Source organism: Paraburkholderia caffeinilytica (assembly GCF_051027425.1).
Taxonomy (GTDB): domain Bacteria; phylum Pseudomonadota; class Gammaproteobacteria; order Burkholderiales; family Burkholderiaceae; genus Paraburkholderia; species Paraburkholderia caffeinilytica_A.
This window is the reverse complement of the sequence record NZ_CP186553.1, coordinates 3,045,930-3,069,436: the sequence shown is the minus strand read 5'-3', so window position 1 is coordinate 3,069,436 and position 23,507 is coordinate 3,045,930. Positions and strand designations below refer to the sequence as shown.

20 protein-coding genes are annotated in these 23,507 nt (G+C 61.9%); 10 read left to right on the top strand and 10 right to left on the bottom strand.

Translation table 11 applies throughout. The features are described from left to right. Positions 1-16: 16 nt before the first annotated feature. Together ACOSV0_RS34080 and ACOSV0_RS34075 are read right to left on the bottom strand one after the other, a co-directional pair. The gene (locus ACOSV0_RS34080) at positions 17-1,018 is read right to left on the bottom strand and encodes a succinylglutamate desuccinylase (RefSeq protein WP_434112140.1); all 1,002 of its coding nucleotides are present in this window, start codon (positions 1,016-1,018) and stop codon (positions 17-19) included. A gap of 45 nt (positions 1,019-1,063) precedes the next feature. Then, on the bottom strand, positions 1,064-2,146 hold the full coding sequence (locus ACOSV0_RS34075; RefSeq protein WP_434112138.1) for a tartrate dehydrogenase: 1,083 nt from the start codon (positions 2,144-2,146) through the stop codon (positions 1,064-1,066). A gap of 144 nt (positions 2,147-2,290) precedes the next feature. On the opposite strand from ACOSV0_RS34075, the gene ACOSV0_RS34070 reads away from it, so the two are divergent. Beyond that, positions 2,291-3,232, top strand: coding sequence for a LysR substrate-binding domain-containing protein (locus ACOSV0_RS34070; protein WP_434112136.1), 942 nt, complete (start codon positions 2,291-2,293; stop codon positions 3,230-3,232). Positions 3,233-3,300: 68 nt separating this feature from the next. Here the strand turns inward: ACOSV0_RS34070 and ACOSV0_RS34065 are convergent, their stop codons facing one another. Together ACOSV0_RS34065 and ACOSV0_RS34060 are read right to left on the bottom strand one after the other, a co-directional pair. After that, positions 3,301-4,005, bottom strand: coding sequence for a response regulator (locus ACOSV0_RS34065; protein WP_434112134.1), 705 nt, complete (start codon positions 4,003-4,005; stop codon positions 3,301-3,303). A 4-nt stretch (positions 4,006-4,009) separates the two neighbouring features. After that, positions 4,010-5,680, bottom strand: coding sequence for an ATP-binding protein (locus ACOSV0_RS34060; protein WP_434112132.1), 1,671 nt, complete (start codon positions 5,678-5,680; stop codon positions 4,010-4,012). A 424-nt stretch (positions 5,681-6,104) separates the two neighbouring features. On the opposite strand from ACOSV0_RS34060, the gene ACOSV0_RS34055 reads away from it, so the two are divergent. Both ACOSV0_RS34055 and ACOSV0_RS34050 read left to right on the top strand, forming a co-directional pair. After that, positions 6,105-6,302 (top strand): DUF2866 domain-containing protein, encoded by a 198-nt coding sequence (locus ACOSV0_RS34055; RefSeq protein ID WP_434112131.1) that lies wholly within the window; start codon positions 6,105-6,107, stop codon positions 6,300-6,302. A gap of 122 nt (positions 6,303-6,424) precedes the next feature. Further along, entirely contained in the window at positions 6,425-6,763 is a 339-nt protein-coding gene (locus ACOSV0_RS34050; RefSeq protein WP_434112129.1) for a hypothetical protein, read from the top strand. A gap of 270 nt (positions 6,764-7,033) precedes the next feature. On the opposite strand, the gene ACOSV0_RS34045 is transcribed toward ACOSV0_RS34050, so the two are convergent. Beyond that, the gene (locus ACOSV0_RS34045) at positions 7,034-7,816 is read right to left on the bottom strand and encodes a winged helix-turn-helix domain-containing protein (RefSeq protein ID WP_434112128.1); all 783 of its coding nucleotides are present in this window, start codon (positions 7,814-7,816) and stop codon (positions 7,034-7,036) included. A 322-nt stretch (positions 7,817-8,138) separates the two neighbouring features. Beyond that, the gene (gene bamA, locus ACOSV0_RS34040) at positions 8,139-10,448 is read right to left on the bottom strand and encodes an outer membrane protein assembly factor BamA (protein ID WP_434112126.1); all 2,310 of its coding nucleotides are present in this window, start codon (positions 10,446-10,448) and stop codon (positions 8,139-8,141) included. Between the two features lie 337 nt (positions 10,449-10,785). Here bamA and ACOSV0_RS34035 point away from each other — a divergent pair, with 337 nt between their 5' ends. From ACOSV0_RS34035 to ACOSV0_RS34025, 3 genes are all read left to right on the top strand, one after another. Further along, positions 10,786-10,968 (top strand): hypothetical protein, encoded by a 183-nt coding sequence (locus ACOSV0_RS34035; protein ID WP_434112124.1) that lies wholly within the window; start codon positions 10,786-10,788, stop codon positions 10,966-10,968. Further along, a complete protein-coding gene (locus tag ACOSV0_RS34030; protein ID WP_434112122.1) occupies positions 10,961-11,359 on the top strand; it encodes a hypothetical protein in 399 nt (132 codons plus the stop codon). Before ACOSV0_RS34035 ends, ACOSV0_RS34030 begins: the two co-directional genes overlap by 8 nt. 146 nt (positions 11,360-11,505) lie before the next feature. Continuing rightward, a complete protein-coding gene (locus ACOSV0_RS34025) occupies positions 11,506-13,791 on the top strand; it encodes an LPS-assembly protein LptD (protein ID WP_434112119.1) in 2,286 nt (761 codons plus the stop codon). A 14-nt stretch (positions 13,792-13,805) separates the two neighbouring features. Here ACOSV0_RS34025 and ACOSV0_RS34020 read toward each other — a convergent pair whose 3' ends face one another. The 4 genes from ACOSV0_RS34020 to ACOSV0_RS34005 form a co-directional block, all read right to left on the bottom strand. Beyond that, positions 13,806-14,303, bottom strand: coding sequence for an Lrp/AsnC family transcriptional regulator (locus ACOSV0_RS34020; protein ID WP_115778119.1), 498 nt, complete (start codon positions 14,301-14,303; stop codon positions 13,806-13,808). Between the two features lie 53 nt (positions 14,304-14,356). Next, positions 14,357-15,754, bottom strand: coding sequence for an aspartate aminotransferase family protein (locus tag ACOSV0_RS34015; protein WP_434112117.1), 1,398 nt, complete (start codon positions 15,752-15,754; stop codon positions 14,357-14,359). A gap of 182 nt (positions 15,755-15,936) precedes the next feature. Beyond that, the gene (locus tag ACOSV0_RS34010) at positions 15,937-16,863 is read right to left on the bottom strand and encodes a 2-hydroxyacid dehydrogenase (protein WP_434112116.1); all 927 of its coding nucleotides are present in this window, start codon (positions 16,861-16,863) and stop codon (positions 15,937-15,939) included. 6 nt (positions 16,864-16,869) lie between these two features. Next, entirely contained in the window at positions 16,870-17,748 is an 879-nt protein-coding gene (locus ACOSV0_RS34005; protein WP_434112115.1) for a GNAT family N-acetyltransferase, read from the bottom strand. A gap of 278 nt (positions 17,749-18,026) precedes the next feature. Between ACOSV0_RS34005 and ACOSV0_RS34000 the strand changes: the two genes are divergently transcribed. The 4 genes from ACOSV0_RS34000 to ACOSV0_RS33985 all read left to right on the top strand — a co-directional run bounded on the left by ACOSV0_RS34000 (position 18,027) and on the right by ACOSV0_RS33985 (position 23,476). Further along, positions 18,027-19,517: an aldehyde dehydrogenase family protein gene (locus ACOSV0_RS34000; protein ID WP_434112113.1), complete on the top strand. Its 1,491-nt coding sequence runs from the start codon at positions 18,027-18,029 to the stop codon at positions 19,515-19,517. A gap of 279 nt (positions 19,518-19,796) precedes the next feature. After that, complete coding sequence (locus ACOSV0_RS33995) at positions 19,797-20,465, top strand: haloacid dehalogenase type II (protein ID WP_408198843.1); 669 nt, start codon at positions 19,797-19,799, stop codon at positions 20,463-20,465. A 39-nt stretch (positions 20,466-20,504) separates the two neighbouring features. Beyond that, positions 20,505-21,779: an NAD(P)/FAD-dependent oxidoreductase gene (locus ACOSV0_RS33990; RefSeq protein ID WP_434112110.1), complete on the top strand. Its 1,275-nt coding sequence runs from the start codon at positions 20,505-20,507 to the stop codon at positions 21,777-21,779. Between the two features lie 80 nt (positions 21,780-21,859). Further along, positions 21,860-23,476, top strand: coding sequence for an ABC transporter substrate-binding protein (locus ACOSV0_RS33985; RefSeq protein ID WP_434112108.1), 1,617 nt, complete (start codon positions 21,860-21,862; stop codon positions 23,474-23,476). The last annotated feature ends 31 nt before the right edge of the window (positions 23,477-23,507 follow it).

The window sequence follows — 23,507 nt, the reverse complement described above, 5'->3', positions numbered from 1 at the left end:
ATGTGTCTGAGCCGGTTCACCGGCCGTTCGTGTTGGTGTTTGCGCCGGCGTTCGTGACGGTTTGTTCGATCTTGCCCAGCCGCACGACGGTGACGCCGGGGCGTAACTGCCGCAGCGACGGCATCACGAGCATGCAGTTGTCGTAAGGCGTGACCACCGCTTCGCCGTTCGACCAGCCGATCACCGCGCCGGCATCCGCAAAGATCTCCAGGCCGGTGTAGGGCGCCGCGAAACGAAAATCCATGCTGGTCGCGACCACCGGCTGCGTCACGCAGACGATGTGCTGAACGGGCGGCAACGGCGCCAGCCAGCCTTCCGGCAGATCGGTTTCGTCGATCACGCCGGCCAGCAGCAGGAAGCGCGCGGTCGTGTCGCGCGCCACGGTCACCGCGCTGCGTTCCCAGTGCTGTCCGCATTCGATCAGCAATGCGTTTTTGGTGCTGCCGGCGTTGCCGAAACCTTCGTAATCGCGCATGCGGCGGCCTTCGGGATGGCCCTCGTCGCAGATCACCGTGGCGGGCGTGCCGAGACGCACGGCAAGATCGATGCCTTTCTGCAGCGGTCCGGCCACGATCAGCGGCTTGCATTTCTCATGCATCGAATGCAGATCGAGCAGTGCGTCGACCGTGTCGATCACGGGGCGCATCTCGCGTGCACGGGTCAATTCGCTCGACGTGCGCGACGTATCGTCGAGCACCGCGGCGGTCCACACGCGATTGAAGTCCTGATCGACGAAGCGGGCCGCATCGGGCTTCGCGGGATCGAAGCGCCGGTAGGCCGCGACGTTCGCAAAGGCAAGCGTGAGGCGTCCGCGACGCGGCCGCAACGCGCGGCGCAGCAGGTCGTCGACGACGATCGCCCCGCACACTTCGTTGCCGTGCGTGAGCGCGTTGATCATCACATGCGGTCCCGGTACGCCGGAGTCGAACGTATGAACGTAGGCGATGCCGGTCGACGATTGCTCGTGAACCGAAATATCGGGGAATTCGACTTCGATGGGATAGGCTTCCATGCTCATTCGAACGTGTCCTCGCAGAAGGTTGGGATCGACAGATCGTTAGACTCAGACGAGTTTCGCCGCGATCGCCTGACCGACTTCGGTGGTGTTCGCCTTGCCGCCGAGGTCGCCGGTATGCGGGCCTGCGATCAGCGTTGCTTCGATCGCCGCGAGAATCGCGTCATGCGCCTCGCGTTCCTTGCCTTCGTGATTGCCGAGGAAGTCGAGCATCATGGCGGCCGACCAGATCATCGCAATCGGATTGGCGATGTTCCTGCCGGCGATGTCGGGCGCCGAACCGTGCACCGGTTCGAACAGCGACGGAAACTTGCGGTCCGGATTCAGATTGCCCGAGGGCGCGAGGCCGATCGTGCCCGTGCAGGCGGGACCAAGATCGGACAGGATGTCGCCGAACAGATTGGTGGCGACCACCACGTCGAAACGATCCGGGTTCAGCACGAAGCGGGCGCAGAGAATGTCGATATGCTGCTTGTCCCACGTCACATCCGGATACTGTGCCGCGATACCGGCCGCGCATTTGTCCCACCACGGCATGCTGATCGCGATGCCGTTGCTCTTGGTCGCCACGGTGATCTTCTTGCGTTCGCGCCGTTGCGCGAGATCGAACGCGAACTTCAGCACGCGCTCGCTGCCGTGCCGCGTGAACACGGATTCCTGCAGCACGAACTCACGTTCGGTGCCTTCGAACATCACGCCGCCCACCGACGAATATTCGCCCTCGGTGTTTTCGCGCACGATCCAGAAATCGATGTCGCCCGGTTTGCGGCCCGCGAGCGGCGAAGGCACACCGGCGAAGAGCCGGGCAGGGCGCAGGTTGATGTACTGGTCGAATTCGCGCCGGAACTTCAGGAGCGACCCCCACAGCGAGATATGGTCGGGCACCGTGTCGGGCCAGCCGACCGCGCCGAACAGAATCGCGTCGGCGGATTGCAACTGGGCTTTCCAGTCGTCCGGCATCATCTTGCCGTGCTTTGCGTAGTAATCGCAGCTCGCCCATTCAATGTGCTGATACTCCAGCTCGATGCCAAAGCGCTTTTTCACCGCGTCCAGCACGCGAATGGCTTCCGGCATCACTTCGACACCAATACCGTCGCCGGGGATGACTGCAATCCGATAGGTCTTCGACATGTTCCTGCTCCTCCATTAAGGCGTTCGATGTTTCGACGATTCGATCGGGCTTATTTTATTCCTGCTGTTTGAGCATAAAATAGTCGCTTTAGTTAAGCCACTGTGCACGATTCGTGTACAAACCCATTTGCGACCAGGCGACCTATGAATGCCAATCCGTCACCCGATCTCGGCGATTTGCGCGTGTTTTGCGAGGTGGCGCGTAAATCGAGCTTCAGTGCGGCGGCAGAGGCGCTGTCGGTGTCCGCGGCATATGTCAGCAAACGCATCAACGTGCTCGAGACTACGCTCGGTACGCGTTTATTGCATCGCTCCACCCGGCGCGTTGCGATTACGGAGGCCGGCGAGCGCGTCTATACGTGGGCCGAAAAGATTCTCGACGACGTTGACCAACTGGTGGAAGACGTCTCCACCACGCGCCGAATTCCCGGCGGCAAGCTGCGCATCTCGAGCAGCTTCGGGTTTGGCCGCCGTTTCGTGGCGCCCGCGCTGGCCCGGTTTTCCGAGCGCTATCCGCAACTGAGCGTGCGGCTCGATCTGTTCGACCGTCTCGTCGACGTGGGTGGCGAAGGCTTCGACCTCGATATCCGCATCGGCGACGAAATCGCGCCGCATCTGATTGCCAAACGGCTCGCGTCGAATCATCGCGTGCTGTGCGCGTCGCCCGGTTATCTCGCGCGGCATGGCACGCCGCGGCAGCTGGCCGATCTGTCGTCGCATGCGTGTCTCGCGATCAAGGAGCGCGACCATCCGTTCGGTCTGTGGCGGTTGAATGTGCGCGGCGAAGCGGTGTCGATCAAGGTCACAGGACCGTTGTCGACCAATCACGGCGAAGTGGCGGTGCAATGGGCGATGGCCGGGCGCGGGATCGTGCTGCGCTCGATGTGGGATGTGCGGCCGTTGCTCGACAGCGGCCAGTTGCAGCAGGTTCTGCCCGAGGTCACGCAGCCGGCGAACCTGTGGGCGGTGTACCCGGCGCGGCTCGCGCAGTCGGCGAAGGTGCGGGTATGTGTCGACTTTCTGAGCGAGGAGTTCGCGCAATGGAGCCCGCCGCCTGAGACGCCGGGGGCGGGGCCGACGGGGTAAGCGGCCTGGATTCGAGCACGCCTCGCGCCGGATCAGGACGGCACTGAGGCATTCATCGGCCCTATCGATCAGATTTCCAGACGGTAGCCGACGCCGTACACCGACGCGATCGGCTCGCTATCCGGCCGGGCGCCCTGCAGCTTGCGGCGCAGGTTCTTGATATGACTGTCGATCGTGCGGTCGGTGACCACCCGGTGATCCGCATAGAGATGGCTCAGCAGGTAGTCGCGAGGGAAAATGCGGCCCGGCGATTTCATCAGCAGCGCGAGGAGCCGCAGTTCAAGCGGCGTGAGCTTGAGCTCCTTGCCGTCGAGCAAGGCGCGATGAAACTGCTCGTCGACTTCGAGACCCTGCGGCGCCGGTGGCAAACCGTCCGCAGTCGGCGTTGCGACAACAGGCGTTGCACGGCGCAGGATCGCCTTGACGCGCGCCACCACTTCGCGTGGGCTGAACGGCTTGCAGACGTAATCGTCGGCGCCGATCTCGAGACCCAGCAGACGGTCGATTTCGTCGATACGCGCGGTCAGGATAATGACGGGCAATGCCGAAAACTGCCGTAGCTCGCGGCAAATATCCATGCCGCTGCGCCCGGGCAGCATGAGGTCGAGCAGCATCAGCGCCGGCGGTGTGGAGCGAATGAATGGCATCACCTGATGGCCGTCGTCGATGATCGTGGTGGCGAAGCCCTCCAGGTGTAAATACGCTTCGAGCACGGCGGCGAGCTTGGGTTCATCCTCGACGATCAGGATGTGCGGAGGCTGCCCTTCGATCATGTTCTCAATCTCCTTCCGGTGGAAAGCAGGCCGTGATCCAGACGCCGCCCAGCGGCGATTCTTTGGCGTCGATCGTGCCGCCATGCGCCGTCACAATGGCGTGGCACAGCGAAAGGCCCAGCCCCGCGCCACCGTTCTGACGGCTGCGTGATTCGTCCACGCGATAGAAACGGTCAAACAGATGTTTGAGCGCGGCCTCGGGCACGCCGGGCAGCGAGTCCTGCACGTCGAGTTGCCAGCCGCTCGCGCTCTGCGAAAGCGATACCTGCACGTGGCCGTCCGGATCGGTATAGCGCAAAGAATTCAGCAGCAGGTTTTTCAGCAGTTGGACGAAGCGCGCGGGATCGACCGCGAAAGTGGTGCTGGCCATTTCCGGCGAGCAGGTGAGGTCGAGTGCAATTCGTTTCGCCTTGAACGACTCCCGCATGGCATCGATCGAAGACCGCGCCAGTTGTGCGACATGGGTCGGCGTCTTGCGATAGCTCAGGGCGCCGACGTCGCTCAGGGAGAGTTCGTAGAGATCCTCGATGAGCTTGTTGAGCATGTTCACTTCGGTTTGCAGCGAAGTGAGCGAATCGCGATTGAATACATGGACGCCGTCTTCGATGGCTTCCAGCTCGCCGCGCAGCACGGCGAGCGGCGTGCGCAGCTCATGTGAAATATCCGCGATGAAATCGCGCCGCGAGCGCTCGGCTTTTTGCAGCGAATCGGCCAATACGTTGAAGTCGCCCGCAAGCCGGCCAAGCTCGTCGCGTCTGCCGGCCGGCACCCGCGTTGTGTAGTCGCCGCCGGCGAGGCGGTGGGTTGCATTCATCAGGCGCTTGACCGGCGCGAGAACGATACGTGCGAGGATCAGCGCGACCAGCGCCGCGAGCACCACCGCGACGCCTGCGATCTCCCAGGTCGAGCGCTTCTGCTGCGCCTGGAATGCGATGTCCGCCGCGTCCGAAAGGGTGTCGGGCCCATTGACGGCAAGCCAGCCCACTACTTTGCCGCCGTAGACAACGGGCCGCATCGTGCTTCCGGGGGGCGGCGGCTGACCGGTGCTTGCCACGAGTTCGTGGCCGGCATCGTAGAGGGTGACGGGCGGTCCCTCGGGCGGCGTATCGCGCGCCGTACTGTCACGCGACGGCGGCAAGGCGGGCGGCGGCAAGGACGGTGGCGGCATCAAAGGGGCCGGCGGGGGCGCCCGGTCATAACGCGTGTCGCCGCTCACGACACCGCTTGCCGATACACGGTCACGGTCCATCGAGATGTCCGCATTGGACGACGGCGAGGGCGGCAGGCGCATACCCCAGTGCGGCCCTTCAGACGGACCCGAAAGCGGCCCGAGCAGTTGCTGGACGCTGCCGCTCCCGGGAAAGGTGCGCCAGCCCGGCAGCTTGCCCGTCTGGGCGGTGGCGAGTTCTTCGCGCAGGGCGTCGTGTGCGGCGCCGTCCAGCAGCGCGAGCCATGCGTCGGGGTGCTCCCGCAGGAAATTCCAGTTGCCGTGAGCGGCGTATTCGCTGGTGACCTTCGCCATGACGGCTTTGATGCGCCCGGCGTTGCGCTCCCGAACGTAGTGCAGAAAGCCGTTTTCGAAGCTTACGCGCAGGGCGTAGCCCATGGTCAGGGAAATCGCCAGACAAGCGATCAATACCGCGAGGAACATCTTCCAGGTAATGCCAAAGCGCATGCTGAGCCGGTGCTGCAGCCGCACACGCGAAAGAAAGGTCCCGAAAGGGCGGCCTGGACGAATTCGGATGGTTTCACTTTGCATGGCTGAATTTTAGATGAATGCCAGGTCAATCCGCAGTTGCAGGCGAATCTCCACAACTTCTCCATCCTTTCTACGCGGTGTCTGCGCGTTGTCTGGCTATGATGGTACGGCACTTTTACGATGGCCTGACAAAGCGGCCATCTCCGGTGGTCAGTTCCGTCAGTGGAGCAATCTCATGCAAGTCGCCTCACCTGTGAATCGCGCCGAGTCGCGCGGTTTCCGGCCCGGCCGAAAGTCAACCGCCTCTGCCGGCGCTCGTGGCAAGGCTGAAAATGGTGTTAGCGCACCACGCGCTGCAGACGTCGTGAAAATACGCGGTTGCCGCGTTTCCGCGCCGCTCATGCAACTGTGGGGCGAGTGCTGTCGAATCGTCGAGTGGATCAATCGCAGCGGCGAGTATTCCTGCATTGCCGTGCGCGGCGATGCGACCGTGGCCGAGATCAGGGAGTGCGTGCGCCTGCATCGTGGCGGTCAGCGTCACACCCTGAGAGACGACCCTTCTGCACCCGCGGGCCGCGTGCGTCTGCGGCGCGGCTGAGTGCTGTCGAATCTCGGCGCCGCAAGTATGTCAGTGCAGCGGGAAGGGATTGTAATTTAGCCGAAAAACTTCGGTGTCCTATAGCTGTCTGACTCTCAGGATCAACTTCTAGCATTTCCCTTATGCGTATCTTCGTACTCGTTCTGGCTGTGGCGTCGATCTGTTCTCCTTCGATTCTGAATGGATTGCGCCTGGAAAGCGTCAATGCTGTTGCGCCCGGTAATGGCAGCGGCCCGCCGGGCATCGCGGATGACCTGCGCGGGCGCGCCCAACAGGCTCACTATGCCTCGGGGTTCAGGCCAATCGTGCCGGCGGATTTCCACTATGGGTTCGGTGGCCTGCTGGCGGCAACCGGTGATCTGTATTCGGATTATTTCGGCGACTCCGACATCATCGACGTAATCGATGCGGCAATGACGTTGCCCATCATGCAGATTGCCGTGGCGGAAGGTGGAAAGTAGGATTGCAAGGCAGCAAGGCAGCAAGGCAGCAAGGCAGCAAGGCAGCAAGGCAGCAAGGCAGCAAGGCAGCAAGGCAGCAAGGCAGCAAGGCAGCAAGGCAGCAAGGCAGCAAGACAACACAGCAACACAGCAACACAGCAGCGTGCACGCAAAGCGTTATACGATCCCGCGCGCGGGCATCTCTCAGTACCCTTCATCATGCAACGTAGGCGTCATAGCTTCTCTACGACGCGAGTTGCAAATCAATCCCTCTTCATATCGCCCCGGCCGTTATATGGCCCCGATACTTCGTTCGCCAAATTCTCTGTGCACGGCAACACTCGCGCTTTCTCGCGCAGCAGCGTGTGAGGCCGGCGTCTCCGGCGACGGTACGAACATATAGCCTCGTCCACGCAAGGTCTGAATGAATCGGGGCGCGGACGGATCGGTCTCGATGACGCCACGCAAGCGGCAGACTGCAACATCCAGACTGGCTTTCTGGCTCTCCGCTCTGCCTAGCTGGCTGTTGACCATCGAACGGGTCAGGATTCGCATCGGATTGCTTGCGAATAGCTTGAGTAACGCGAACTCGCCGGATCGCAGCGGGATTTCGCAGCCATTCCTGATCAGACGCCGCGTGGCGAAGTCGATCTGGTAACTGCCGAACGACACCTTTTCGCGGATTTCCGGCGCATCGCACAGCGCCCGGTTGCTGCGTTGCACGGCGCGCTTGATTCTGGCGGTCAATTCGTAGGGATCGATGGGGTCGACGATATAGTCGTCCGCACCCAATTCGAAAGCGACGATTTTGTCGACGATCTCATCGGACGTGCTTTGCACGAAGATGGGCATGTCGTAGCCCCCCAGGCGCAGTTGCCGCAACGCCTCGCGCGCCTCGGCCATCGGCGACTCGGCACGCAACAGAATCGCAGACGGACACTCCAGTTCCACCCGGCTGACAAGCTGGGTCGCGCTATACAGCACGGAGAGCGTGATCTGATTCTTGTGAAGGTGGGAGCGCAACTGATCCCGGACTGATTGATCCGGCTCGACTACAAGAAGGCTGATAGTCATAAATCTGCAATACCTCCAAACCGGAATCGACGGTTGCGGTCCGCGCAATGCTCACGGCCGGCAACTCGCCACTTTGGAACGACATATCGAACTCGGAAAGCGGACCGCATGCGGTCGCGCTGATGATGAGCAAATGATAAATATCAATGTCGCAGCAACGATGGCGAATTTGAGGAGACTTTGTGAAGTCGGTGCAGGAGAGCGAAGATGCGGCGCTCTGAATGGGCCGCGAAGCGATTTATGCGAGGCAGGCGCCTTGCAATACGGCAGAACGGTGCAGGTGATGCTCGCGGCCGTTATCCAACGGCCGCGGCGCAGACGATCAGAACGATGTGCCGATCTGGAACTGGAATTTCTGGTACTTGTCGGTGGAGTGTTTGATGAGCGGGAAGCCCAGCGACAGCTTGAGCGGGCCGATCGGCGAAATCCACTCGAGACCCGCGCCGTAGCTGTACCGCAAGCCATTGGCGCCGGTGCTGTTGCCTTCGCTGCCCCAGACGTTGCCCGCGTCCATGAAGGTGAAGACCCGCAGCGTCCGGTCCCAGCCGCTGCCAGGCAACGGGAAGGTCATCTCGACGTTGGCCACGGCCATGCGCGAGCCGCCGATAGGATCGCCGGTGGTTTTGTCGGTCGGTCCGAGCGAACCCGATTCATAGCCGCGTACCGAGCCGATGCCGCCCGCGTAGTAGTTCTTGAAGATCGGATACGCCTTGCCGGCAAAGCCGTTGCCGTAGCCGCCCTGAAGATTCAGGCCGAGAATGAAGCCGCGTGAGAAGGAATAGTAATACTGCGCCTGAAGGTCGGCCTTGTAGTACTCGGTGCCGCCTGCGGGTGTGCCGACTTCGCTATTGCCTTGCAGGAAATAGCCGCGGCTAGGCACGAGCGCACTGTCGCGATTGTCGCGAGCCCAGCCTGTCGTGAGCGGTACGTTGTTCACCACATGGCCGAATTCGGCCACGTAGTCCTTGTAGCTCTGAGGCGTATCGGAATCGATAGACAGCCGGTTCTGCTCGAGGCCCACGCCGAAATAGACAGTGTCGGCCTCGGAAAACGGAATGCCGAACTTCAGATCCGCGCCCACGGTAACGATCTTGAAACTCGTGTCCGTGTAGTAGTAGAGGGGATAGCTGGTGCGGTAATAGACGTCGGTGATCCGCTTGATGCCGTCCACCGTGAAGTACGGGTCGACCTGCGTAAGCGTCAGCGTACGGTACGTCTTCGCGGTGTTCACGTTCAAGGCGAGACTCGTGCCGGAACCGAATACGTTGTCCTGCGAGATACCGGCCGACAACACCACCTTGTCCGTCGACGAAAACCCCGCGCCCAGCGTGATGGCGCCAGTCGGCTTTTCGGTCACTTTCACGTCTACGTCTACCTGATCGGGTGAGCCTTCCACCGGCACCGTGGTCACGTCGACATCGGTGAAGTAGCCGAGGCGGTTGACCCGGTCTTTCGACAGCGTGAGGCGGTTCGAATCGAACCACGAGCTTTCGAGCTGGCGCATTTCGCGGCGCACCACCTCGTCGCGCGTGCGCGTGTTGCCGACCACGTTGACGTGGCGCACGTACACGCGGCGGCTCGGGTCCACTTGCAGCGTCAGATCGACCGTATGATGCTGCTGATCGATCTTCGGCAACGCGTTGACCGTGGCGAACGCATAACCATATTCGCCGAGCTTGTCGACGATGGCTTTGGTGGCGGCCTGAAGTTTTTCAGCGGAGAAACGCTCGCCGGGTTTGATGTTGACCAGCTTGTTCAGTTCCGCCTCGCGATCGAGCAGGTTGCCCGCGATCGTGATCGACGAAATCGTATACGGCTCGCCTTCGTGCAGCGTGACCGTGAGGTACATCTCTTTCCGGTCCGGCGTCAGCGATACCTGGGTCGACTCGATGTTGAGCTCCAGGTAGCCGCGGTTCAGGTAGTACGAGCGAATGTGCTCAAGGTCGCCGGTGAGCTTGTCTTTCGCGTACAGGTCGTTCTTGGTGTACCACGAGAACCAGTTCGGCGTGGACATCTGCATCTCGTCGCGCAACGTGTCCGTGCTGAATACGTTGTTGCCGATAAAGTTGATCTGGCGAATCTTCGCGCTCGGGCCCTCGGCCACCGAGAACAGTATCGCCACCCGGTTGCGGTCGATCGGCGTGATCGTGGTGGTGACTTCGGCGGCGTAATAGCCGCGCGTCAGGTACTGGCGTTTCAGTTCCTGCTCGGCCTTGTCGACCAGCGCCTTGTCGTAGTAACGGCCTTGCGACAAACCGACCGCGTGCAGCGCCTTGGTCAGGTTTTCCTTGTCGAATTCATGAATGCCGGCGAAGTCGATCGTACCCACTGCCGGACGCTCCTCGACCTGAACGACGACGATATTGCCCTCAGCCGAGATGCGTACTTCGTTGAAGAAGCCGGTGGCATAGAGCGCGCGAATGGCTTCCGAAGCCTTATCCTCGCTAAACAGGCTGCCTTGCTTGATCGGAAGATAGGCCAGCAGGGTGCCGGGTTCGATGCGTTTGAGCCCCTCGATCCGGATGTCTTTCACGACGAACGGCTGTGCCGCGTGGGCCGACCCGGCGGTCAGCGTGATGCCGGCGAGCGAGAGCGCGCCCACGATACGGCTCGTTAAAGCTTGAAGATTCATCTTGGGGTTCTGTCCTGATGCAGCGCGCGAAGCGCAAACGAGAACGCTCGACAGCGAGCGATGCATTCGAAACGACGTTCCATTGCTCGGGAAAGCGCGAAGTATAGGTTCGTGTTTCCGTGCTAACCGCTGCTGAAAACTTTCCGTCCCTTAAGCGTGCCGACGTGCGCGGCGCGCCGGTGGCTCAGGCTGGCGGGGATTACAGGAGGCGCGTCGAAATAATGCGTTACAGATCCAAAGGGGGTGTAGTGCGCACGTAACCCGGCGCCGTGTTTGCGCTGGTATCGTGGAATCGTCAACTTCCGCTACCTTCGTAGCACTCTTTGGAGAGCTGATCATGATCGAGTTTCTTTCACCTGCGGTTCTTTCGGCTGTCCTGCGCGTCAGCTCATCGCCGATCTTCTCAATGCATCTGGCAATGGCGTCGATGCGCACGCTGCGCGACGTGTCCGGCAGCGTGGCGGAGGGCCTCGCGATTGACCGCTCCGTGGGCACGCAGGAGGGCGCGCACCGTGTCTGAGCCGTCGACCTTCACGCTGAATTCGATCACCGACATGCAACTGACGGCGGACGGTCAATATCTGCTGATACACGGCAATCAGCCCACGGCGGCACTTCACCGTTCGGTGCTCAATGAGCTGCTGGTGGCACTCCCGAATGCAATCGAGCACGCCGACCGCGTGATTCATAACAATCAGGAAATGGGCTTCGCCTTGCACTGCCAGGGCTGGGAAGTCGGCAGACTGAACGGTATGGAAATGGTGGTGATCCGGTTCCGCCTATCCGGTAGCGCGGGGCTGTCGTTTTCGTTGCCCGCGGACCAGATTCCCTATCTGTTGCAAGCGCTGGGTGGCGCAGCGAGCGGGGCAGGCGGGGTGGAACCGCGCGCTGGCGACGTCACGCTGCAATAGCGCCACGCACATTCGCCGCTGTTCATCCTGACGCAAGTCAGAGGCTCTGTTCGCCTTACCGAATCTGTCATCCTTTCCAATACTTCCCTGTTTTGATACTACGCGGTGTATTTCGACGCCTACGCTTGAGGCCTCTCGTTTCAATCATGCTGGGTACGGCTGGATGCGTGCCGTTTGCCGGATATGCACAACTGGTCGGTGCGTCTGCGATCCCGGAGCCGCTCGACGGCGTCTGGAGCCTGCGGCTCGATCCGCAGCTGACCGAACAACTCCTGCGGCCGGGCGACAAACCCGTTACCTCGGCCATTGCCGATTCGGTGACCACGACGACCGACACGGACGTTTCGCTGAAAGGTCACGCGCAACTGCGGCGCTACGAGTCGATCGTCAAGGGCGATGCGCTGCACTACGACGTGGAGAGCGACAAGGTCGACGCTTACGGCCAGGTACAACTGGTCAACAATGGCGATGTGTTCGAAGGCCCCGACGCGCATTTTTACGTCGCCGCCAATGAAGGCTATATGAGCGTGCCCAAATACCGGTTTCATCTGACCGGAGGGTGGGGCAGCGCGCAGCGGGTGGACCTGGTCGATAACGAGCGCACGGTCGTTCATCACGGTACGTATAGCACCTGCCAATGCGAGTCGGATCCCGCGTGGTATCTGAAGGCGTCCGAATTCGACATGGATACCGGCAGTGACGAGGGGATCGCACACAACGGCGTGCTGTTTTTCCAGGGCGTGCCGTTAATGGCGAGCCCGTGGCTGTCGTTTCCCTTGTCCGGCGCACGGCGCAGCGGTTTTCTGCCGCCGACGTTCTCGATGAGTTCGACCAACGGTGTCGACGTCGCGTTGCCGTATTACTTCAACCTCGCGCCGAACTACGATTTGACGCTAACGCCGCGCATCATGTCGAAACGAGGCGAGATGTTGACGGCGGACTACCGCTATCTGCAGCCGAACGATTCAGGGACGATTTCGGTCGCGTGGTTGCCGCACGACGAGATCACGAAAACCAACCGTTATTCGATTGCGCTGAATCAGACCTGGAAACTCGGCTCGGGCTTTGGCGCCTACGTGAACTACAACCGGGTGTCGGACTCGACGGTGGTGACCGATCTCGCTTCGGGCGTTGCGTTTCCGACGGGGTCCACCACGCTGTATCAGCAGGAAGCGGGTTTGACTTATTCGAACGGGCCGTGGAGTGTGCTGGCTCGCGAGCAACGTTGGCAGGCGTTTACAAGCGACTCGACCTATAACCGCGAGCCGCAGGTCAATGTTAAGTACGCGCGTTATAACGTGGGCGGCTTCGACTTCGGCGCCGAAGCGGATGCGACGCGCTTCACGATCTCGTCGGCCGATATGACGCAGGGCAGCCGTTTCGTTTTCAACCCTTACGTCAGCTATCCGATCGAGCGTCCCGGCTGGTTCATCACGCCGAAGCTTGCATGGCATTTCGCCGCGTACGACCTGACAACGATCGGATCGGATGCGCCTGCCGGGCAGCCGAAGACGTTCGACATCAACGTGCCGACCTTCACGCTCGATTCGGGCATGCGTTTCGAACGAAACGTGCGGCTCTTCGGGCAGTCGTACATTCAGACGCTCGAACCGCGGCTGTTCTATGTTTACACGCCGTACCGCAACCAGTCGTTCGCGCCGTTGTTCGATACGGCGACGGCCGATTTCGGGCTGGCGGAACTGTTCATGCCCAACAGCTTTGTCGGCAATGACCGGGTGTCCGACGCCAACCGCGTCACGGCTGCACTGACGACGCGTTTCATCGATGCGTCGAGCGGCGACGAGCGAGCCCGTTTCGTCCTTGCGGAGCAGTACGACTTTCGCACGCCGCGGGTAACGCTCAACACGGACGATCCAATCGGCACCGTGGCGCGCACGAGCGTGATTGCCGGTGCGTCGTACAAGATAGGCCCGGGTCTTTCGGCGGAACAGGCGGTGGAATACAGTCAGGCCAACCACTACCTGACGAATGCGGAAGCCGGTTTTGGCTGGTCGCCGGCCTCGAAGCAGGTGCTGAATGTCGCGTACCGCTATACCCGCGCCAATAGCACGCTCGACTATCAACCGGTCAACCAGTTCATCGTGTCGGAGCAATGGCCGCTATTGCACAACGTGGTCAGTGTCGCGCGTGTCAATTACGACATGAGCACCCATCGGCTGATCGCCGGTTTGCTGGGACTTCAATACGACGCGGATTGCTGGTCGCTCGGTGTCGCGTTCGAGAAATACACGAATGCCACCAGTTCGACCACGTCGCCCAGCACCGGCACGCGCGTGTTGATGCAGCTCCAGCTCAAAGGCTTTTCGCAGGTCGACAACGGTTTGCTCAATCAGTTTCGCGCGAACGTGCCGGGTTATACGCCGGGGACAACGGAAAGCGAACCGACGTCCCGGTTTAGCGACTATCCGTAAAACAGGCCATGGGTCTAGCTGTGGTTCTGCGAGAACAACGTTTCGAGCGGGTAGTGGCTCTTCACGAACGGCGACTTGATGATCACGTAGCTGAAGTACTTCTCGATGCCGATATCGCGCTCCAGCAGGCCTTCGATAATGCTTTGATAATGGCTCACGCTACGTGTGACGAACTTCAGCAGATAGTCATAACCGCCGCTTGCCAGATGGCACTCGACGATCTCGTCGACGTCTTTGATCGCGTTCACGAACTTGATGAAGTCTTCCCGCCGATGATCGGCGAGCGTGACTTCGGTGAAGACGATCTGCACGTCGCCGAGTTTTTCGAGCTGGATCTGCGCGCCGTAGCCGATGATATAGCCGGCTTTCTCCAGACGCTTGACGCGAATCAGGCAAGGACTGGGCGAAAGGCCGACCGCGTCGGCAAGCTCGACGTTGGTTATGCGGCCTTTCTTCTGCAACTGGGAAAGTATGCGCAGGTCAATCCGGTCCAGCTTGCTGTCGCTGCTCATCGTAAACTTATCGCTCCGGCGATGGGTGAAAGGGTCTCGAACGACCCTCTACTCTAGCACGCAGTGGCATGGTTTTTGACCTTCAGCGCGGCCCGGACATCGGCTTGTGCGAGAACGTCGTCGAGGGTTTTTTCGAGGCGCTCGAACATCAGATCGAACTCGGCTTCCGTGTACGACAGCGCCGGGGCAAAGCCAAGAATATTGTCGCCGAACGCGCGGAAAATCAGGCGGTTTTCATACGCGGCGGTAGCGATCCGATCGGACAGTTTCAACGCGGGATCGAAACCGGCCTTGCTGTCTTTGTCCGATACGAGTTCAAGCGCGCCGAGCAGGCCGCGATGGCGCGAGTCGCCCACGAGCGGATGCTCGAGCAGCGCGTCGAGGCCGCGTGCAAAACGCGGCGCACGGGCCACGCCGTTCGCGAGCAGGCCGCCTTCGTGATACAGGCGCAGCACTTCAAGACCGATTGCCGCGCTGACCGGATGCGCCGAATACGTATGACCGTGGCCGACTACCGCTTCCGCGTCGCTATCGGCCAGGCCCTGATAGATTTCGTCGGACATCAGCACGGCGCCCATTGGCGCGTAGCCGGCGGTCAAACCCTTTGCCACCGTCATCAGATCCGGTTCGACGTTTTCGCCCTGGCACGCGAATAGCGGACCCGTGCGGCCGAAACCGGTGATGACTTCGTCGGCGACGAACAGAATGCCGAGCTGGCGGCACCGCTCGCGCATCGCTTTCAACCAGCCGACCGGCGGCACAACCACGCCGCCCGAGCCCTGGATCGGTTCGCAGAAGAAGGCCGCAACGTTATCCGCGCCGAGTTCTACCACTTTGGCGTCGAGCGCGGCAACCGAGGCGGCGATCAACGCGGCGTCGTCGGCGAAATTGCTGCGGTACGCGTACGGCGACGGCAAATGATGCTGGTTCGGCAGCGGCAGATCGAAATTGCGGTGGAACGCGGGCAACGCGGTGAGCCCCGCGCCCATCGTCGACGAGCCGTGATAGCCGCGTTGCAGCGAGATGATGTGCTTCTTCGACGGCCGTCCGGTCGCATTGAAGTAATGCGTGATGAAACGAATGGCCGAATCGACCGCATCGGAGCCGCCGAGCGTGAAGTACACGTGCTGCAGCGAAGCGGGCGACACTTCCACCAGTTTTTGCGCCAATTCGATCGCCGGGGCCGAGCCGAAATGGAAATAGCCGGTGGCGTAGGGCAGTTTCTTCATCTGCTCGGTGGCGGCGTCGACAATGCTTTGCTGGCCGTAGCCCACATTGACGCACCACAGGCCGGAGAAGGCGTCGAGCAGCTCGTTGCCGGCCGCGTCGCGCAGGAACGCGCCGCTGGCCGATTCGAGGACGGTAACGCCGCGGGCTTCGTGCGTGCGGTAATTGATGACCGGGTGAATCAGATGCTTGCGGTCGGCTTCGATGAGCGAATGGATCGGCATGATGGGTTCTCGTCGCGGAAAGGGACTGTTGACCGCTCCATACTACTGACCCACGACGATCGCCTGCTCACCTAAACAATTGCCGGAAAAGCGCGTCCGACGCGTTTTGACCTACAGCCTTAGCATTTTCTGCTGCGGACGCTGAAAAGCCGCGCCGGCAGGCGTTTCGTTCAGTGCCGCGCTCAGTATCCCTGGGTCCGGTCAACCTGACCGAGCATCGGCAGGCCTTCGCGATGGCGGCGCAGGTTCTCGAGCACCACCTCGACGGCGCTTTCAGGCCGCGTCGAGCTGGCGATATGAGGCGTGATGCGTACGCGTGGATGCGTCCACAACGGATGGCCGGCGGGCAGCGGCTCGGGATCGGTGACGTCGAGAATGGCGTTGCGCAACTGGCCGCTGTCCAGCGCCGCCAGCAGATCGTGCTGATTCAGATGCGGACCGCGGCCCGTCTGAATCAGCGCCGCGCCGCGCGGCAGCTTCGCGAACAGGTCGGCATTGAGCAGGCCGCGTGTGGCGGGCGTCAGCGGCAGCAGGCAGATCAGGATGTCGGTGCGCGCGAGAAACGCATCCAGCGCGCCTTCGCCCGCATAGCAATCCACGCCCTCGATCTCCCGCGGCGAGCGGCTCCAGCCCGCGCAGGCAAAGCCGAACAACTTCAGCCTTTCCAGCACGGCGGTGCCCAGCACGCCGAGCCCAAGCACGCCAATCCGGCGAGGGCTGTCCAGCCCAAGCGGCAATTCATGCCAGATCTGCTGTTGCTGCTGCAAAGCGTAGTCGAACAGATTGCGATGAATCGTCAGCACGGCTTGTGTGACGTACTCGACCATGCCTTCAACAATGCCCGGTTCGATCATCCGCACCACCGGCACATGCGCCGGCACGCCCGACAGGTCGAACTGGTCGATGCCCGCACCCACGGAAAACACGATTTCCAGGTTAGGGAAGGTGCGGGTGGGATCTTCCGGCGGCTGCCAGGCGACGAGGTAGCGCACCGCGGCGGGGTCGCCAATCTCAGGCCATACGTGAAACGGCAGATCCGGCGCCTTCTGCGCGAACAGTTTGGCCCATTGCGCGCCGCGCGCCGGGTCGGCTTTATAAAGGAAGGCCATATTGGATCAGCAGATCGCCTGGTTGATGATGCCGTATTGTCGATAGGGCGCGCCCTTGCCGGCGGCGGTATCGCTTACGCTTGCCGGCGCGGCCTGCCGAACCATTTTGACGACCGTGTCCACGCGCGGCAGCCCCAACTGCTCCAGCCATTCGGTCAGCCCGCTCTCGCCCGGCGTATCGATACGTACGAACACGCCTGCGTTGAGCGCCAGCCAGTGGCTGATCAGTGCCTTGGCGCGGCTCGAATCCTTCGAGGCGGGCGTGACCACCGGGCCGATCGCAAAGCCCCGTCCAAAGCGGCGAAACAACGCGAAGCCGACCAGCTCGCCGTCGCGGTCGAGGGCGATGCCGTCGGCGGCGCTCAACAGGGCGGGCAAGACTTCGCCACGGTCCAGACCGCTCGCCTGCGACGCCAGTTCGACCAGCCGCGCCGTATCGCTCGAACCGAGCGGGCGCAGGCGTTCCCCCGGCGGCAACGACACCAGCGGCGGCTGGAATGCGGCGCCCTGATGCTGGTCGAGCGTGCCGACCGCGCGAAAGCCGAGCTTCTCATACAGAGGCTGGCCCGCCGGAGTGGCGTGCAGGAACGTGACCCGGCTGCCGAGTTCTTCCAGCACCAGATCCATCAATTTTCTACCGATGCCGCGCCCTTGCCGCTCGGGGGACACGATCACCATGCCGAGCGAGGCGCGGTCGGCGCCGTACTTCCAGCACAGGGCGGTGCCGATCACGCCGCTCGCATCTTCCGCGACGAAACCTACGCCCAGTTGCGCCACGAATCGCCAGTCGTCCGCGCGATGCGGCCATTTGAGCTCGACTGTCAGCGCGTGTGCGGCGGCGATGTCGTCGTGGGTGAAGCGTCTATAGGTAATCGGATCGGACACGCCGTACTCCCTGAATGGCTGAAGGCTTACGCCGTCACTTTGTCATCCGGTGCGCGGTGTGACTAGGACGATCTTTTTATCCGGGGCGTTCGAAAGGGCCGCATCGCAAATCGATGCAAAACGCCCCGTTTGATCGCTCATTACAGGTGCGTTCTGCTGCGTGGAGATTTTTGTCGGCGACATATGCCACGCCCGCGGCCCTACGATTTTGTCATGGCGGCGGCGTTGTCAAAAAACCCCCGCGCGGACCCTCAGCCAGTCACAAGGAAACTTTTCTCATGGACAGCTTCAATCCGGACGACGTCGCGATTCGCAGCGGACATTTCATCGGCGGCGAGTATCTCGATGCCGATGGCGACCGTATCGAGGTGGCGCGCCCCTCGGATGGCGTGGTCTATGCCACCGTACCGCGTGCCGATGCCGGGATGGTGGACCGCGCGGTGGAGAACGCATGGCAGGCTTTCAGAACGAGCGGCTGGGCGCGTATGGCGCCGCGTGAGCGCGCGAAGATCCTGCGCCGTTTCGCCGAACTGGTCGAAGCCGATGCGCCGTTTTTAGGCCGTCTGGAAGCGGTGGGTTCGACCCGCCCGATTGCTCAGGCGATTGGCTGGGACGTGCCGTTCACCGCCGAAGGCATCCGCTTCTATGCCGAATTCGCCGACAAGCTGGGCGGCGACGTGGCGGCGACCGATCACGACCATCTCGGCATGACGATCGCCGAACCGTACGGCGTGATCGGCGCGATCGCGCCGTGGAATTTCCCGCTGGTGATGGCGTCGTGGAAGATCGCGCCCGCGCTCGCGGCGGGCAACGCTGTGGTGCTGAAGCCTTCGGAGATGACGCCGTTCTCGGTGTTGCGGCTCGCCGAACTGGCCGTGCAGGCCGGCGTGCCCGCGGGCATCTTCAACGTGATCCAGGGCGATGGCCGTGTCACCGGCGACGAACTGGTGCGCCATCCGAAGATCGGCAAGGTCACGTTCACTGGCTCCACGCAAACCGGCGCCGCGATCATGGCGGCCTGCGCCCATAGCGGCACCAAGCCGGTCACGCTCGAACTCGGCGGCAAGAGCCCGCAAATCGTCTTCGCCGACGCTCCGCGTCTCGACGACGTGGCGCGCCGGATCGCCGGCGCCATTACCGGCAACGCCGGTCAGGTGTGCGTGGCGGGCTCGCGCCTGCTGGTCGAGCGCAGCCTCGCCGAGCCGCTGGCCGAGCGCATCGGCAAAGTTTTCGCCGAGTTGAAACCCGGTGCGACGTGGGCCGCCGGCACCACGTTGTCGCCGATTATCTCCATGCCTCAGGCAGCACGCATCGAAGGGATCGTTGGACGCACGCTCGAGGCGGGCGCGACGTTGCGCTACGGCGGCGTGCGTGCCGACGGCGGGGCGGGCGGTGCGTCGAGCGGCGCGTTCTATACACCGACGCTGCTCACGGACGTCACCGCTCATTCGGAAGCCGTGCGCGAGGAGGTCTTCGGTCCGGTGCTGACGCTGCAGACTTTCGACACGGAAGAAGAAGCGCTCGCGCTCGCCCAGCATCCCGAATACGGCCTCGCTGCCGGCGTGCACACCGCCGACCTCGGCCGGGCGCTGCGCTTCGTGCGTGGCCTCGAAGCGGGGACGGTCTGGGTCAACCGCTATGGCCGGACCTCCGACTTCATGATCCCCACCGGCGGCTACAAGCGTTCCGGCATCGGCAAAGACCTCGGCCGCCAGGCCTACGAAGCAAACCTGCGTTTCAAGAGTGTGTTGATCGACCTGCGGGTCTGATTCCCGCAACGACCCCGCAACGCCAATACGGACGGGGCTTTCAGCCCGTCCGCCGCAGACTGTGCTGCGCGGCGGCCTCAAAACGCATGGTTTGTGTCATCAAGGGCGCCCGAATCAGGAACATCTATGTTTTTGCGCTGATTAAATCTTTAACAGAAGTGAGCTTTAGCCGTCGATCGGAGTGAGTGCAAAGCACTGACGCCGATCTCATGCAACACCGTTGCGCTTGTTTTCGTCACTGAACTCACTGTGAGTTCACCACAACGATAGGACTGCACCATGATCGAATTCGAACCGAAATACATCACCTTCGACTGCTACGGCACGCTCACGAAGTTCCGCATGGCCGACATGACCCGCGAAATGTTCGGTCACGTGCTGCAAGGCGACGACCTGGAAAAGCTGGTTGCGTTCTACTCCGGCTATCGCCGTGACGAAGTGCTCGGCGCATGGAAGCCGTATCGCGACGTGGTTGTCAACGCATTGCGCCGCGCCTGCAAGCGCATGAACGTCGAGTTCAATGAAGTGGAAGCAGAAAAGATCTATACGGCTGTGCCGACCTGGGGTCCGCATCCGGACGTGCCGGAAGGTCTCTCGCGTCTGGCGAAGAAGTACAAGCTGGTGATTCTGTCGAACGCTTCGAACAACCAGATCCAGAGCAACGTCGACAAGCTCGGCGCGCCGTTCCATGCAGTCTTCACGGCCGAGCAGGCGCAGTCGTACAAGCCGCGCATGCAAGGCTTCGAATACATGTTCGATCAATTGAACTGCAATCCGGAAGACGTGCTGCACGTGTCGTCGAGCCTGCGTTACGACCTGATGACCGCACATGACCTGGGCATCAAGCACAAGGCCTTCGTCAAGCGCGGCCACGAACCGTCGACGCCGTACTACCAGTACTACGAAGTCAACGACATTCCGCATCTGGCCGCGGAACTCGGTCTGTAAACGTCGCTTGCTCCATTGCTTCTCTCAAGGACAGACCGGATGAAGCTCGATTCCTATTGGCTCGACACCGCACCGCCGTTCGTTTCAGCGTGCGAAGGTCCGGTTGAAGGTCAGACCGATGTCGTCGTGATCGGCGGCGGCTTCACCGGGCTGTCGGCGGCGCAGGCGTTGGGCAAGCGCGGCGCCTCGGTGACGGTGCTCGACGCTGGGCGCATCGGCGGCGGCGCGTCCGGGCGCAACGGCGGGCAGGTCAATACCGGTGTCGCGCAGGACTTCGTCGCGCTGGTCGCGCAACTCGGTGTGGAACGAGCCAGTGCCTGCTACCGCGCGTTTTCGGATGCGGTCGATACGGTCGAGCGTCTGATTCGCGAGGAGAACATCGACTGCAATTACAGCGCGACCGGCAAGCTGAAGCTGGCGTCGAAACCGCATCACCTTGCGCATCTGGAAAAGACGGCGGAGTTGATCCGGCGTGAAGTCGATACGGATATCGAACTAATTGGGCGTGAGCGGATTCGCAGCGAAATCCAGTCGGACAGTTTTTACGGCGCGCTGCTGCAACGGCATGGCGGCCAGATGCATATGGGCAAGTTCACGGTCGGACTCGCCGATGCCGCGGTTCGCCGTGGTGCGAAGCTGTATGAAAACGCGGCGGTTAGCGCGATCGCGAAAGACGGCGCCGGCTTCAAGGTCACGACCGCCCGCGGTGAAGTGCGCGCGAAGCAGGTGCTGATCGCAACCGGCCCGTCGCGGCATGGTCCGTTCGGCTGGTATCGGCGGCGTCTCGCGCCGGTCGGTTCGTTCATCGTCGTGACGGAGCCGTTATCGCCGGAACTGCTCGCGCAAGTGTTTCCGAACCGCCGCGCGTATACCACCACGCGGCTGATGCACAACTACTTCCGCGTGACGCCCGACTCGCGTTTGCTGTTCGGCGGCCGGGCGCGCTTTACGGCGTCCGAGCGGCCGTCCGATGCGAAGAGCGGACGGATTCTGCAGCAGGGTCTCGCCGCGATGTTCCCGATGCTGGCCAACGCCCGTATCGACTATTGCTGGGGCGGCCTCGTGGACATGACCGCGGATCGCCTGCCGCATGCCGGGCAGCACGACGGGATTTACTTCTCGCTGGGTTACAGCGGCCACGGCACGCAGATGTCGACGCACATGGGCCAGGTGATGGCCGACGTGATGGACGGCCACGAAGAGCGTAATCCGTGGCGCGAGTCCGAATGGCCCGCCATTCCAGGCCATACCGGCAAGCCCTGGTTCCTGCCGCTGGTAGGGACGTACTACCGCATCAAAGATATTTTTTACTGATTCCCCCTGTTGTACTTGTCCCACTGGTACTTGCCATTAAAACCACGCAGCTATCCCTGTCACCCTCGCGGAGATGTTCGATGAATAAGGAAAACTCGCAATATGACGCTCTTCAACTCGGCACGGAGTTGGAGCGATTGACGTCAAAAGGCACGTCGCGGCGCGGCGTGCTGCGCGCGATGGCCGCAGCCGGCATGATGTCGGTGACGGGCGCCGGTCTGTTGACCGCGAGCGGTGCGGCGCTTGCTCAGGCGAAACCGAAGCAGGGCGGCAAGATCCGGGTGGCGACGCAATCCGCTTCCGCGGCCGATACGCTCGACCCCGCGAAGGGCGCGCTCGGGACGGACTATGTGCGCGGCTTCATGTTCTACAACTGCCTGACCGAACTCGATTCGCATCTCGGCGCGAAGATGGCGCTCGCCACCTCGCTGGAGACGACGGATGCAACGGTGTGGGTCGCCAAACTGCGCCCCGGCGTGCAGTTCCACGACGGCAAGCCGCTCGCGCCGGCGGACGTTGTGTATTCGATCATGCGCCATAAGGATCCGGCGACGGCATCGAAAGCGAAGACGCTGGCCGACCAGATCAAGGAAGTAAAGGCGACGGGCCAGAACGAAGTGACGATCACACTGGAAGGTCCGAACGCCGACTTGCCGGTGATTCTCGCCACCTCGCATTTCCAGATCATCAAGGACGGCACCAAAGACTTCAAAACAGCGGTCGGCACCGGCCCGTTCAAGGTCAAGGAATTCTCGCCGGGCGTGCGTACCGTCGGTGTGAAGAACGCGAATTACTGGAAGCCGGGCCTGCCGCATCTCGACGAAGTCGAGCTGATCGGTATCGGCGACGAATCCGCGCGCGTGAACGCGCTGCTTTCGGGCGACGTGCAACTGATCAACGCGGTGAGCCCGCGTTCGACCACCCAGATCAAGGGTGCTGGCGGTTTCTCTGTATTGGAGACGAAGACAGGCCTGTACACCGACCTGGTTGTTCGCGACGAAGGCGGCATTACCGGCAACGACGATTTTCGTCGAGGCATGATGTACCTGCAGGATCGCGAGCAGATGCGGCGGGCGATCTTCCAGGGTTACGGTGCGATCGGCAACGATCAGCCTATCGATCCCACCAACAAGTACTACCTGGCCGGTTTGCCGCAACGTGCCTTCGATCCGGACAAGGCGAAGTTCCATTTCCAGAAGGCCAAGGTCGGCAGCGCGCCGATCCAGATCTTTGCGTCGCCGGCAGCGGAAGGCTCGGTTGAAATGGCGATGTTCCTGCAGCAGGTCGCGCCGCAAGCCGGTCTGAATCTGCAGGTGTCGCGCGTGCCGTCCGACGGTTACTGGTCGAACCACTGGATGAAGCATCCGTTGGGTTTCGGCAACGTCAACGCGCGTCCGAGCGCCGACGTGATCTTCACCCAGTTCTTCAAGTCGGACGCACCGTGGAACGAAGCGAACTGGAAGAGCCCGAAGTTCGACCAGATGCTGCTTGCGGCACGCGGCGAACCGGACGATGCGAAGCGTAAGAAGATCTACGGCGACATGCAGGTGCTCGTGCATGAAACCGGTGGCATCGGCATTCCGCTGTTCCAGAGCTCGCTGGATGCCTACACGTCGAAACTCAAGGGCCTCGGCTCGATTCCGCTGGCCGGTTTGATGGGTTTCATGTTCGCGGAAAACGTCTGGCTGGATGCTTGAGTTGGCTGTGCCTGATGGACAGTAACAAAGG

Excerpts from the sequence above, each read along its gene's own strand:
- ACOSV0_RS34080 (WP_434112140.1), bottom strand. The coding sequence starts at position 1,018 with ATGAGCATGGAAGCCTATCCCATCGAAGTCGAATTCCCCGATATTTCG.
- ACOSV0_RS34075 (WP_434112138.1), bottom strand. The coding sequence starts at position 2,146 with ATGTCGAAGACCTATCGGATTGCAGTCATCCCCGGCGACGGTATTGGT.
- ACOSV0_RS34070 (WP_434112136.1), top strand. The coding sequence starts at position 2,291 with ATGAATGCCAATCCGTCACCCGATCTCGGCGATTTGCGCGTGTTTTGC.
- ACOSV0_RS34065 (WP_434112134.1), bottom strand. The coding sequence starts at position 4,005 with ATGATCGAAGGGCAGCCTCCGCACATCCTGATCGTCGAGGATGAACCC.
- ACOSV0_RS34060 (WP_434112132.1), bottom strand. The coding sequence starts at position 5,680 with ATGCGCTTTGGCATTACCTGGAAGATGTTCCTCGCGGTATTGATCGCT.
- ACOSV0_RS34055 (WP_434112131.1), top strand. The coding sequence starts at position 6,105 with ATGCAACTGTGGGGCGAGTGCTGTCGAATCGTCGAGTGGATCAATCGC.
- ACOSV0_RS34050 (WP_434112129.1), top strand. The coding sequence starts at position 6,425 with ATGCGTATCTTCGTACTCGTTCTGGCTGTGGCGTCGATCTGTTCTCCT.
- ACOSV0_RS34045 (WP_434112128.1), bottom strand. The coding sequence starts at position 7,816 with ATGACTATCAGCCTTCTTGTAGTCGAGCCGGATCAATCAGTCCGGGAT.
- bamA (WP_434112126.1), bottom strand. The coding sequence starts at position 10,448 with ATGAATCTTCAAGCTTTAACGAGCCGTATCGTGGGCGCGCTCTCGCTC.
- ACOSV0_RS34035 (WP_434112124.1), top strand. The coding sequence starts at position 10,786 with ATGATCGAGTTTCTTTCACCTGCGGTTCTTTCGGCTGTCCTGCGCGTC.
- ACOSV0_RS34025 (WP_434112119.1), top strand. The coding sequence starts at position 11,506 with ATGCTGGGTACGGCTGGATGCGTGCCGTTTGCCGGATATGCACAACTG.
- ACOSV0_RS34020 (WP_115778119.1), bottom strand. The coding sequence starts at position 14,303 with ATGAGCAGCGACAGCAAGCTGGACCGGATTGACCTGCGCATACTTTCC.
- ACOSV0_RS34015 (WP_434112117.1), bottom strand. The coding sequence starts at position 15,754 with ATGCCGATCCATTCGCTCATCGAAGCCGACCGCAAGCATCTGATTCAC.
- ACOSV0_RS34010 (WP_434112116.1), bottom strand. The coding sequence starts at position 16,863 with ATGGCCTTCCTTTATAAAGCCGACCCGGCGCGCGGCGCGCAATGGGCC.
- ACOSV0_RS34000 (WP_434112113.1), top strand. The coding sequence starts at position 18,027 with ATGGACAGCTTCAATCCGGACGACGTCGCGATTCGCAGCGGACATTTC.
- ACOSV0_RS33995 (WP_408198843.1), top strand. The coding sequence starts at position 19,797 with ATGATCGAATTCGAACCGAAATACATCACCTTCGACTGCTACGGCACG.
- ACOSV0_RS33990 (WP_434112110.1), top strand. The coding sequence starts at position 20,505 with ATGAAGCTCGATTCCTATTGGCTCGACACCGCACCGCCGTTCGTTTCA.
- ACOSV0_RS33985 (WP_434112108.1), top strand. The coding sequence starts at position 21,860 with ATGAATAAGGAAAACTCGCAATATGACGCTCTTCAACTCGGCACGGAG.